This window comes from Algibacter lectus, from assembly GCF_004368925.1.
Taxonomy (GTDB): Bacteria; Bacteroidota; Bacteroidia; order Flavobacteriales; family Flavobacteriaceae; genus Algibacter; species Algibacter lectus.
The window spans coordinates 144,444-156,493 of record NZ_SORL01000007.1; the positions used below are offsets into that span (position 1 = coordinate 144,444).

General features: G+C 31.6%; 11 protein-coding genes. 8 read left to right on the plus strand and 3 right to left on the minus strand.

The features are described 5' to 3' along the window. Position 1: 1 nt before the first annotated feature. Positions 2-1,051 carry a sensor histidine kinase gene (locus DFQ06_RS01660; protein WP_042494818.1) on the minus strand — a complete coding sequence of 350 codons (1,050 nt, stop codon included), beginning with the start codon at positions 1,049-1,051 and terminating at the stop codon, positions 2-4. Between the two features lie 190 nt (positions 1,052-1,241). Between DFQ06_RS01660 and DFQ06_RS01665 the strand changes: the two genes are divergently transcribed. Together DFQ06_RS01665 and DFQ06_RS01670 are read left to right on the plus strand one after the other, a co-directional pair. Next, the gene (locus DFQ06_RS01665; RefSeq protein ID WP_227805182.1) at positions 1,242-1,649 is read left to right on the plus strand and encodes a MotA/TolQ/ExbB proton channel family protein; all 408 of its coding nucleotides are present in this window, start codon (positions 1,242-1,244) and stop codon (positions 1,647-1,649) included. 200 nt (positions 1,650-1,849) lie between these two features. Next, entirely contained in the window at positions 1,850-2,401 is a 552-nt protein-coding gene (locus DFQ06_RS01670) for an NUMOD4 domain-containing protein (RefSeq protein ID WP_042503857.1), read from the plus strand. 63 nt (positions 2,402-2,464) lie between these two features. Here the strand turns inward: DFQ06_RS01670 and DFQ06_RS01675 are convergent, their stop codons facing one another. After that, positions 2,465-3,817, minus strand: coding sequence for a DEAD/DEAH box helicase (locus DFQ06_RS01675; protein ID WP_042495360.1), 1,353 nt, complete (start codon positions 3,815-3,817; stop codon positions 2,465-2,467). Positions 3,818-3,919: 102 nt separating this feature from the next. Further along, positions 3,920-4,837 (minus strand): aldose 1-epimerase family protein, encoded by a 918-nt coding sequence (locus tag DFQ06_RS01680; protein ID WP_317129985.1) that lies wholly within the window; start codon positions 4,835-4,837, stop codon positions 3,920-3,922. A gap of 105 nt (positions 4,838-4,942) precedes the next feature. On the opposite strand from DFQ06_RS01680, the gene pabB reads away from it, so the two are divergent. The 6 genes from pabB (at position 4,943) to DFQ06_RS01710 (ending at position 12,048) form a co-directional block, all read left to right on the plus strand. Next, positions 4,943-6,235, plus strand: a complete 1,293-nt coding sequence (pabB, locus tag DFQ06_RS01685) for an aminodeoxychorismate synthase component I (protein WP_133965660.1) — start codon at positions 4,943-4,945, stop codon at positions 6,233-6,235. A 227-nt stretch (positions 6,236-6,462) separates the two neighbouring features. Next, positions 6,463-7,773, plus strand: a complete 1,311-nt coding sequence (gene tilS / locus DFQ06_RS01690) for a tRNA lysidine(34) synthetase TilS (protein ID WP_133965662.1) — start codon at positions 6,463-6,465, stop codon at positions 7,771-7,773. Between the two features lie 63 nt (positions 7,774-7,836). Beyond that, a complete protein-coding gene (ade, locus tag DFQ06_RS01695) occupies positions 7,837-9,456 on the plus strand; it encodes an adenine deaminase (protein WP_133965664.1) in 1,620 nt (539 codons plus the stop codon). Positions 9,457-9,518: 62 nt separating this feature from the next. Next, complete coding sequence (locus tag DFQ06_RS01700; RefSeq protein WP_042494823.1) at positions 9,519-10,175, plus strand: spermidine synthase; 657 nt, start codon at positions 9,519-9,521, stop codon at positions 10,173-10,175. A 191-nt stretch (positions 10,176-10,366) separates the two neighbouring features. Continuing rightward, positions 10,367-11,326, plus strand: coding sequence for a YheT family hydrolase (locus DFQ06_RS01705; RefSeq protein ID WP_042494824.1), 960 nt, complete (start codon positions 10,367-10,369; stop codon positions 11,324-11,326). Positions 11,327-11,586: 260 nt separating this feature from the next. Further along, positions 11,587-12,048, plus strand: coding sequence for a (2Fe-2S)-binding protein (locus DFQ06_RS01710; RefSeq protein WP_042494825.1), 462 nt, complete (start codon positions 11,587-11,589; stop codon positions 12,046-12,048). Positions 12,049-12,050 lie beyond the last annotated feature (2 nt).

Below are 12,050 nucleotides of genomic sequence, written 5' to 3' on the forward strand. Positions count from 1 at the left end.
CCTAATTTAAGTTCAGGTTTAAGTTTACTGTAAATAGATCATCAGTTTGATCAATTTTTAATTCATATTGATTTAAATACAGCAAATCCAATCGTTTTTTTATATTATCCAGTCCAATACCACTTTTAGATGAAATAGCTTTAGAAGCTGTGTTTACAATCTGTAAGTGTATTTTATTTTCGTCACAACGTAAATCAATATTTATAGATAATTCGCCATTTTTTATAACACCATGCTTAAAACTGTTTTCTACAAAAGGAAGTAATAACATGGGCGCTATTTTTAATACTTCGGAAACTGTACTGGTCTTAAAATTAATGTTTAGCGTGTTATTAAAACGCATTTTCTCTAAAGCAATATAATCTTCAATATGATGTATTTCTTCTGTTAAAGAAACAAAAGGTTTATCGGTTTGATAGAGTAAATAATCTAACAAATTGGATAGTTTTAAAATCATATCCGGAGTTTCGTCTGCTTTTTTTAGAGCAAAACCATATAGCGTATTTAAGGTGTTGAATAAAAAATGCGGATGAATTTGCATTTTTAAGTAGTTTAATTCTTGTTCTTTTAATTTTAGTTGAGTTTCTAAAATTTTAGTCTCAAGTTTTTTGGTTTCATTGCTGTGTTTTGCATTCAATTTTAATAATTTAAAAGCACTAACAATTATAACAACCAAATAAACTGCAGTACCAACTAGCAACAAGCTTTTGCTGATAGGTGCCATATTGTTAAACTGAAAATTTGATAAATAAATGAGACCATAAAAAACAGAAACTACAATTAAATATGCTGAAATGATAAAGGTGTACAAACTGTATAAGCCAAACAAAGCATATCGTTTTTTTACAAAATAATCTGGAATAAGTTTATATATCGAAACATAAGTGGTGGCAATAGTTATAGGCATTAAAAACAAAGAAAACGATAACACATAATTAAAATCGGCGCTATTAAAACCAAAAAAATAAGTGTAAAATAGGAGCACACCACACCAAAAGATAGCGTGTAGCAATACTTGACCTGTTTTATTTAATATTATTTTTGTTGTCATACCTTTGTTGTAGCCTTACAATAATACTATATTTTTGATTTTTAAAGGTGTTTTATAGATAGATAACTGATTCTGTTGGGGATTTAACCAAAAGTTATAACAGGTGCTAAATTGGCAATCCATCGCATTTTATCCTGTAGCTTGGCCAAAGCGACTAGGTTTGCGATATGTTAAATTAAAACTATTAATTATGAAAATTTCTATGTATTTATTGTCAACTTTTTTAGTCTCAAATGTTTTTGTCGATCGCTTTATGGAAGGCGGGCCACTTTTTATGTCGCTAATATTAATTTGCTTTTTACTAGCCTTATTTTTTATTATCAAGGCTTTTGTAAATTTGAAAAAAGATGAATCAAAATCTATAAAAATGACGAGTTTAGCTTCTGAAGCGAGCTTATTAGGATTAGTTTTTGGCTTTTTAGGGTCCATAATTGGTTTAATCACCGCTTTTGATGCTATAGAAAGTATGGGGAGTATTTCTTCCGGAATGCTCGCTGCAGGACTTAAAGTATCTTTTTTAACAACCGTATTCGGAACCGTTACTTTTATATTGATACGAATTGGAATTATAGTTTTAAAATCACTTCGAGCGAAATAATGCTATAAATAAAATAATTTTTAACCTCCATTTATAATAGTTAAATGGAGGTTTTATGTTTTGATAAAATTAAGATCAATTCATTATTAATTATTTAATAAGAATTTATCTGTTTGATTGTGAGAAAATTAAGCTTTAAAAATGATGTGTTTATGGAAATAAATTTTATATTGTAGTTAACCTTAACTAAATATTAAAATATGATACGTGATTATCCATTAGAAAAATGGAAACACGTAGTTTTTGATGACAAAATAGCCGAATTTGAAAACTACAAGATTTCCAATTATGGTCGGTTAATTAATTGCAAACACGACCAAGAGAAACTAGTTAAATTGTCGCTTACAAATGGTTACCCCAGTATTTCTTTAAAGCAGCGGGTAAATGGCAAAAGTACAGGTCGATATATCCATAAACTGGTTGCACAGCACTTTTTGGAAAAAGAAGAGGATCAGATTTATGTTATTCATTTGGACTATGATAAGGAAAACAACCATATCGATAATTTAAAATGGGCAACAAAACGAGAAAAGGAAGTGCATCAATATTCTGGTGAAAACTATAAAAACAGAAAAATAAACAGATCTTATGCTAAGCTTACCGAAAGTCGGGTTCGATTAATTAGAAGAAAAGTAAACGACCCTAATCGGCGTACACGTATTAAAATGATAGCTAAACAATTCGGGATTTCAGAAATGCAAGTATATCGCGTTGCTTCTGGTGCAAACTGGAAACATGTAACAGATTATTAAAACAAAAAAAAGGTTAACTTTTCAGCTAACCTCTTTTTATTGTATTCTAATTAAGTGTAAATTTTATTTTTTCTTGTTACGTTTATTGTAGTTTTTATCACCACGTGTTTTAGGTTTTTTGTATTTCGCGGCAATTTTAAACTTGTACGATCCACCTAAATTTTCTTTAGAGTTCTTTTCAGATTTCTCATGAAAAGCAGGTCCAGGAGCGTCTTCGTCCGTGCGTTTAGTAGGGTTATAGTGTTCTTTTATTTGTGCGCGTTCCTCATCAATTTGCTCTGTAGAAATTTCAACAGTTTCGGGTATTTCCAAAACAGGAATTTGCATATTCATTAAAGCTTCAATGTGTTCAACTAGCACGGTTTCTTTTACAGTAGATAGTAATAAAGATTCACCTTCGCGTTCAGCACGACCAGTTCTACCAATTCGGTGCATGTAGTTTTCAGGGAAATCTGGCGTATCAAAGTTAATAACATGAGATACGTTGTCAATATCCAAACCACGCGCCATAACGTCGGTTGCAATTAAAATTCGGTTTTGCCCTTCTCTAAATTGCTCAATACTTCTAAGTCTGTAATTTTGTGTTTTATTAGAGTGAATAACGCAAAGTTCATCATGAAAAATTTCATCTAATTGATCAAATAATCGATCTGCCATACGTTTGTAAGCTACAAATATCAAAACTCTACTATATTTTTCTGTATCTCTCAATAAGTGAGAAAGCAGGTTTACTTTAGTGTAAAAGTTAGGTACATTGTAACGCTCTTGCTTAATGTTTTCTAAAGGAGTACCAGAAACAGCGATAGAAACGCGTTCTGGGTTTTTAAAGAAATCGTTAAGTAAAACATCAACATCCTGCGTCATCGTGGCGGAAAACATTATGTTTTGTCTCTTAGGAGGGAGAATATCAAAAATATTAATTAATTGATGTCTAAATCCTAAATCTAGCATAACATCAACTTCATCAATCACTAATTTCTGAATAGATTTTAGTTGTAAAACACGGCTCAAAGCCAAATCGTACATACGGCCTGGTGTGGCAACTAAAATATCGATACCTTCAGCAATAGCTCTTTTCTGCGTGTTAATATTAGTACCACCATAAACACCTAATACGCGAGTGTTAACATATTTAGATAATTTTTCAATTTCATCTACAACCTGTACAACAAGTTCACGCGTTGGTACTAAAACCAAAACACGCGGGTTTTCCTGCATTGAATATTTTAAATTTTTCAAAATAGGTAACATGTAGGCAAACGTTTTACCCGTACCTGTTTGCGCAATACCAACCACGTCTTTACCCGAGCTAACAACGTTAAAAGCTTCTGCTTGTATCGGTGTAGGCGTAGTAAAGCCCAAATCGTCTAGAGCGTTATATAATGGTGTATTTAAATTTAAATCTTGAAAAGTCACAATGGTAAGTTTAAGCGGCAAAGTTAAGCTATTTTTTAGAACCTTAGCTAATTGAAAACTTGTTGTTTTACGAGCTAAGTTTATCCGTCATTTACGTGTTTACTATAAATGTGCTTTTGCAATAGTAATATGGTAACTTGCTGTAAAACTTTGTTTAGAATCTAGTTTTAGAATTCCTTCTTTTGTCATGAAACCTTGATTTGTGTTTTCGTTATCTGCAATGCCTAACCAAGGCTCAATACAAACATAATCTCCACTTGGCTTGGCCCAAATACCTAAGTACGGGAAGTTTGGGTAGCTTACATTTAGTATTTCTCCATTCAATTTACTTTTTAAACTTACATGTCCCGATTTTAAATCTTTAAAAACAAGAGCATCATCATTAAATAAATCATGCTTTATTGGTAGCAAGTTTGTATTGTTAAAAACGGGTTCGGTTTTAGATGAAATTAAACCGTTTTCCATATTAATACAATGCGTTTTAGAATTTTCGGCATGTTCAAATTCTAAAAAATAATCTTCATAAGTTTCATTTTCAAAAACAGGACATTTAAAAGCAGGGTGACCGCCTAGAGAAAAATAGAGCGATTTATCGTCTATATTGTTAACGGTATGTTTTATCTCAAGCGTATTTTCTGTTAAAATATAAGAGATAAAAAATTCAAATTTAAACGGATATATTTTCAATAACTCATCGTTATAAGTCAGTTTAAAAGTAATGCTATTTTCTGTTTGTTCTGTGATTTCTAAGTCGTTACTATGCCTAACAAAACCATGTTTAGGCAAGCTGTATTCGTTATTATCAAAAGTGTAAGTATTATTTTTTAGAGCACCAATAATTGGGAATAAATTTGGCGCAATACCACTCCAAACATCTGGATTACCATCCCACATAAAATCAGTGTTGTCCTTAACCGATGTTATTTTACTTAGTTCGGCTCCCGTTTTATTAATGGCTATTTTAAGTAATTTATTCTGTAAAGTGTACATAGTTATTTTTAAAATTGGTATTATGGACAAAATTTACATTTTTTTATGGAAACTCATTAACTTTACCAAATAATATTTTTTAATCGAATAGATCTAGAATATTAGAACCAGAAAAATAGCTTATTAAATTCCCTTTTGAGAACAAAACAAATTTATAATCCAGAAAATGCCGCCGATTTTAAAAATCAATTATTGATTTGGAGTCAACAATTCGACGAAGTTATTTGGTTAGATTCCAATCAATACGAGCAACAATACTCAAGTTACGATGCTATTTTGGCGGTAGAAGCTTTTACAAGTATTCAAACCGATTACCACGATGGTTTCGAAAAACTAAAAGAATATCAAACCTTAGCAAACGATTGGGTTTTTGGGTATTTAACCTACGATTTAAAAAACGATGTAGAGGCTCTAAAATCTCAGAATACCGACGGTTTGGAGTTTCCCGATTTATCTTTTTTTCAACCTAAAAAAATATTTTTATTTAAAGATAATCAAATTGAAATTCAGTATTTAAAATTTGTAGATGATGAGATTCAAACCGATTTAGAAGATATTCTAAACACTCAAGAAGTTGTTACAAACCCTGAAGAAAACAACATAAAAATAAAGCTTAAAATACATAAGGATGAGTATTTCGAAAAAGTAAATACGCTTCTTAATCACATCCATAGTGGCGATATTTACGAAGCCAATTTTTGTCAAGAATTTTATGCCGAAAACACCCAAATTTCGCCTTTAGAAACCTATAATAAACTTAATGCGATTTCAAAACCACCTTTTGCAGCTTTCGTAAAACTTTACGATAAATTTGGTTTAAGTGCTTCGCCAGAGCGTTATATCAAAAAAGAAGGTCAGCATCTTATTTCGCAACCTATAAAAGGTACAGCAAAACGATCTTTAGATAAAACGGAAGATAATGAGTTGAAAAACAACTTAATTGCGGACGAAAAGGAGCGAAGCGAAAATATTATGATTGTAGATTTAGTGCGTAATGATCTTTCAAAAACGGCCACAAAAGGCAGTGTTAAAGTAGAGGAGCTTTGCAAAATTTATACCTTCGATCAAGTACATCAAATGATTTCTACGGTTACTTCCGAAGTAAAACCAGAAACGCACCCAGTAGACATTCTAAAAAGTACATTCCCGATGGGGAGTATGACGGGCGCACCAAAAATTTCTGCCATGAAAATCATCGAGAAACTCGAAGCTACAAAACGCGGATTATACTCTGGAGCCATCGGTTATTTTACACCCGAAAACGACTTCGATTTCAATGTGGTTATCCGTACCATTTTATACAATGCTACACAAAAATACGTGTCTTACTCCGTTGGTGGCGCTATTACAGCAAAAAGTGATCCGCTTAAGGAATACGAAGAATGTTTGGTAAAAGCCAAAGCTATGCGTACGGTTTTAGAGAATTAAATTACTTTGGGCGCAACCCGAAAAGGGTCGGGCTTTCACTACTCAATCTGCTTGTTTTTCAGGAAAACAAGCAGGATTTCAAACAAACCGTTCAATCCCTTGCGCGTATATCCGTTAGGTTTAGAACAACTTTAAACAATGGTTTATTTGCGCAATTGATTTGTTTTTACTTCTTATAAGCCCTGTAAATCTTTACGAATAATCAAAATAAACACTAAATTTGAAACATGCTTAAAAACCTTCAAAACCATATCAATAAAAATCTTGCATTTTTAAACGAAAGCAAAATCCTAATTGCTATTTCTGGAGGAATCGACAGCGTTGTTTTAACACATTTATGCCATCAATTAAAACTTAATATAGCACTAGCACATTGTAATTTTCATTTAAGAGGAGAAGAAAGTAATGGCGATGAAGAATCTGTAAAACAGTTAGCAGAACAATTAGGTTTAGAAGTTTTTGTTCAAAATTTTGACACCGAAAATTATGCTAAAACCAATAAGCAATCGATTCAAATTGCAGCTCGAGAGTTACGTTACAATTGGTTCGAAGATTTAGCAAATCAATTAGAATTCGATTATATTTTAACAGCACATCATGTCGATGATAATCTCGAAACCTTTTTAATAAACTTTACAAGAGGTACAGGTTTAGAGGGGTTAACGGGGATTCCTGAAGTCAATACTATTTTTGTTCGTCCATTATTACCATTTTCTAGTGAAGCTATCGAGCATTATGCCAAAGTAAATACTATCGCTTGGCGAGACGATCGCAGTAATGCTTCTACTAAATATGTACGCAATAAGTTGCGTCATAATTTAATACCGATTTTAAAAGAAATAAACCCAAGTTTATTACAAAGCTTTCAAACAACGCTTAGTAATTTAAACGACACCACGGATCTTGTAAAAGATAGTGTGGATAATCTTTTAAGTAAAGCCATTGTTTCTCAAGATGATGATAAAACGGTATTTAAAATTTCAGAATTTAAAAGCTTAAGGAATCCAAAAGCGTATTTATTCGAAGTTTTTAAAGATTATGGATTTACCGAATGGAATGATGTTTTAAACTTACTCGATGCCGAATCTGGAAAGCAATTGTTCTCTGCAACATACCGATTAATTAAAAATAGGGAGCATTTATTATTAAGTGAAATTAATAACGAAACAGAAGAAAATATTTTAATTTCAAAAGAAGAAAAACAAATAGAATCTCCTTTTGGATTATTATTTTTTGATGAAGCCGATGCTATTTTTGGAAAACGCACTGAGGTTATTTATGTCGATGCAGATACTTTAGAGTACCCATTAATTTTGCGAAAATGGGAAGACGGCGACTTTTTTCATCCCTTAGGTATGTCGGGTAAAAAGAAAATTAGCAAATATTTAAAAGATGAGAAACTATCACTTTTAGATAAGGAGCAGGTTTGGGTGTTGTGCTCTAACAATGCTATTGTTTGGGTTGTAAATAGGCGTGCAGACAATCGTTTTAAGGTTACCGAAAACACTAAAAATATTTTAAAAATTACATTACAATAGTTTGTTCAATTTATTCCAAAATAGCTTTTGGAGTATTAACAAAACTATCAAAACATATAAGTCATGATATTACAAGGCCAAATAGTCGATATACAAAATAAGCGTATTTATAAAGGTGAAATCACCATTGAAAACGGTAAAATTTCATCTATAACAGAAGCAGAACATAATGTTAATCATTACATACTTCCTGGTTTCGTAGATGCACATATACATATAGAAAGTTCTATGTTAGTGCCTAGTGAGTTTGCGCGTTTAGCTGTAACTCATGGTACTGTTGCAACAGTTTCCGATCCGCACGAAATTGCCAATGTTTTAGGTGTAAAAGGTGTAGAGTTTATGATTGAAAACGGAAAAAAAGTACCGTTTAAATTTAACTTTGGAGCACCATCTTGTGTGCCTGCAACAACTTTTGAATCGGCTGGAGCTGTTATAGATTCCGATGATATCAAAATCCTTTTAGAAAATCCAGATATTAAATATTTGGCAGAAATGATGAATTATCCTGGCGTTTTATTTAATGACGATGAAGTTATGAAAAAGATAGCTTGGGCAAAATATTTTAACAAACCTGTTGATGGACATGCACCGGGATTAAGAGGTGATGATGTTTCAAAATATATTAGAGCGGGAATTTCTACAGATCATGAATGTTTTACTTATGATGAAGCTTTAGAGAAGCTTCAAAAAGGTATGAAAATTTTAATTCGAGAGGGAAGTGCAGCCAAAAATTTTGAAGCTTTAATCGATTTATTACCAGAATATTTCGAAAACATGATGTTTTGTAGTGATGATAAACATCCTGACGATTTAATTCTTAATCATATTAATAAATTATGTGCAAGAGCCGTTGCCAAAGGCATCGATGTTTTTAAAGTATTGCAAGCGGCTTGCATAAACCCAGTGAAGCACTATAATTTAGATGTGGGTTTATTACAAATTAATGATGTTGCCGATTGTATTGTGGTAGAAGATTTAAAAGATTTTAAAACACTTCAAACCTATATAAATGGTGAATTGGTTTCAGATAACGGTAAGCCGTTAATTAAGCCAGTTTCTTTTACAAACTTGAATAATTTCGACTGTACTAAAAAAGAAATTTTAGATTTTAAAGTGGCGTCATCATCAGATAAAATAAGAGTTATTGAGGCTTTAGAAGGGCAGCTTGTAACCAATGAATTAATTGAAGATTCGTTAATTGAAGACGGTAATCTTGTTTCAAATACCGAAAAAGATATTTTGAAAATCACGGTTGTTAATCGCTACAACGATCAAAAACCAGCCATGGCATTTATTAAAAACTTCGGATTAAAAGAAGGCGCTATAGCATCATCGGTTGGTCACGATTCTCACAATATTATTGCTGTTGGAGTTTCAGACGAAATGATTTGCAAAGCTGTTAATTTACTAATAGAAAATAAAGGTGGTATTTGTGCTGTTACTGCTTCCGAAGAAAAAATAGTGTCATTACCTGTTGCAGGAATTATGAGCGATAAAGATGGTGAAACTATTGGTAAACAATATGCTGATCTTGATGTTATGGCAAAACAATTGGGTTCTAATTTAAATGCGCCTTACATGACGCTTTCATTTATGGCATTGTTAGTTATTCCGTCGTTAAAACTAAGTGATAAAGGTTTATTTAACGGAACAGATTTTAAGTTTACACCGCTAGAAGTTTAGGGTTTCAACTGCTTAATAACAATCTAAATTTAACGTAATCCATTAGTTGTAATTTCTATTCAATGAAAAAAATATTAAGTTATATATGGCCTATAACAGCTAAAACTATCGATTCTGATACCAATGGGAAGTTACAAATAACCTATTATAATGGTAAAAAAATGCTCAATACTAAAGATGCTAACTATTCTTATGGATCCCTTCAAAAAATTCTAGAATATGCACTTTCTAAAATTGAGTTTGATAATGTTAAACATGTTCTTATATTGGGTTTGGGAGGCGGTAGCGTTATATCTTCCTTAAGAAAAAAGTTTGACTTTAATGGATATATTCAAGCGGTAGATATTGACGAAAAGATTATAACCATTGCTAAAAATGATTTTGATATTTATACTGCGCACAACCTAACGATAAGTAAATATGATGCTTACAAATTTGTTAAAAAGAATAATAAAAAACATGATTTGATTATTATTGATTTATTTATTAATAATGAAGTTCCAGATCAATTTTATTCTGTTATTTTTTGTGAGAATATTTCAAAATTAGTTAACGAAAATGGATATTTCATTTTTAATTTAGGTTTAAAAGGAAAAATGACAAAGAAAACAGAGCAAGTAATTGCTTATTTTGAAAAGTCAATTTACTTTGAAATATCACTTTTTAAAAATATTGAAGGAACAAATAGTGTGCTTATCGGTCGAAAAAGTAACAGTTAAACTACTTTTAATTTATCTTGTGTTTTTACATTCTCACTAAAATTCTTATAAGTTTTTTAGTGAGAATGTAAACTAAGTATAATCACTTTTAAGAAATGCTAGAATAAAATAAAACTGTTTGTAATTTAACTACTTTTGTTCTTTAGAAGAAAAAATATTTGTTTTTCATTAACAACTAATAATTATAGATAATGCCAATATTAACATCGACCTACAAACCTAAATTTTATTTTAAAAGTGGCTTTGTTTCTACGATATATTCTGGGCTTGTTCGTAAAATTTATTTAGAGCAAGAACGTGAGCGTTTAACATTATCTGATGGCGATTTTATAGATTTAGATTGGAGTTTTTCTCCTAAAAAATCTAACGCCTGTATTGTGTTGCTTCATGGTTTAGAAGGGCATGCGCAACGTCCTTATTTAACAGGTGCTGCAAAGCTTTTTAATGAGAATGAAATAGATGCAGTATCAGTTAATTTTAGAGGTTGTTCGGGCGAGATTAATACAAAGTTTAGAAGTTATCATTCTGGTGCTACTGAAGATTTGGTTGATATTGTTCAACACCTTATTTCAGAAAAAAAATATGAAACCATCTACCTTAAAGGGATTAGTTTGGGAGCTAATATTATTTTAAAATATTTAGGCGAACGCGATCATGTTCCCACGGAAGTTAAAGCTGCCATCGCAATCTCCGCACCCTGCGATTTAAATGGTGCCTGTGTAGAATTACATAAATTGAAAAATAGTGCTTATGCGAGTCGTTTTTTGAGTCATTTAAAAGCGTCTCTAAAATTAAAAATGGAAAAATTTCCAAATGAAATGTCTTTAGAAACGTTTAATTCTATTAAAACGTTAAGAGATTTTGATAATGTTTATACCTCAAAAGCACACGGATTTGTAGATGCTGCGGACTATTACGAAAAAAGTAGCAGCCGACAATTTCTACCCAATATAAAAACGCCTACGTTAATTATTAATGCATTAAATGATTCGTTTTTATCTCCCGAATGTTATCCTGTAAAAGAAGCAAAAAACAATCCGAATTTATTTTTAGAAATGCCTGAACATGGCGGTCATGTTGGTTTTATTTCTAAAAACAATGTTTATTATAATGAGCAACGTGCTTTGGAGTTTGTAAATAGTTTAGGATAACTTTTGGGTTTTCAAATTAGTTCGTATTGTCAATTTTTTGAGGCTATTGCTTTCTAATATTCAAATACGCTAAAGACTAAACAATATTTTATATTTAATAATTCATGCCATTATTTTGCCGATTTTCAATAGTATCATTTTTTTAAAGGGTAAAATAGGAGGAAGGAGAGATAATTAAGAGTCGGTTAATCTCATGTTAAAATAATAAGTTCGCAACATTTTCATTGTATTTTTAATATCTTAATACCAAAATATAAATCATGCCAACATTCAACTTAAAAGTTAACAACGAAAAACATACGGTCGAAGCCGATGCCGATACGCCTTTATTGTGGGTGTTACGAGATAAAATCAATCTTGTTGGAACTAAATTTGGCTGTGGTATTGGACAGTGCGGAGCCTGTACAGTTCATGTAGATGGTAACGCGACTAGAAGTTGTTTGTTGAAAATTTCTCAAGCTGAAGGTGCAAATATAACGACCATTGAAGGGCTTTCTGAATATGGCGATCACCCGGTTCAACAAGCCTGGAAAGAGGTTGACGTTCCGCAATGTGGTTATTGTCAAGCTGGACAAATTATGACAGCTTCGGCTTTTTTAAAAACAAATCCTAGTCCTTCACAAACTGAAATACGAGATGCCATGCATGGGAATATTTGCAGATGTGCAGCTTACAATAGTATTGAGGAAGCAGTAAAAGTGGCTTCAGAAAAATTAAGTTAATC

Excerpts from the sequence above, each read along its gene's own strand:
- DFQ06_RS01710 (WP_042494825.1), top strand. The coding sequence starts at position 11,587 with ATGCCAACATTCAACTTAAAAGTTAACAACGAAAAACATACGGTCGAA.
- tilS (WP_133965662.1), top strand. The coding sequence starts at position 6,463 with ATGCTTAAAAACCTTCAAAACCATATCAATAAAAATCTTGCATTTTTA.
- DFQ06_RS01665 (WP_227805182.1), top strand. The coding sequence starts at position 1,242 with ATGAAAATTTCTATGTATTTATTGTCAACTTTTTTAGTCTCAAATGTT.
- DFQ06_RS01705 (WP_042494824.1), top strand. The coding sequence starts at position 10,367 with ATGCCAATATTAACATCGACCTACAAACCTAAATTTTATTTTAAAAGT.
- ade (WP_133965664.1), top strand. The coding sequence starts at position 7,837 with ATGATATTACAAGGCCAAATAGTCGATATACAAAATAAGCGTATTTAT.
- DFQ06_RS01700 (WP_042494823.1), top strand. The coding sequence starts at position 9,519 with ATGAAAAAAATATTAAGTTATATATGGCCTATAACAGCTAAAACTATC.
- DFQ06_RS01670 (WP_042503857.1), top strand. The coding sequence starts at position 1,850 with ATGATACGTGATTATCCATTAGAAAAATGGAAACACGTAGTTTTTGAT.
- DFQ06_RS01660 (WP_042494818.1), bottom strand. The coding sequence starts at position 1,051 with ATGACAACAAAAATAATATTAAATAAAACAGGTCAAGTATTGCTACAC.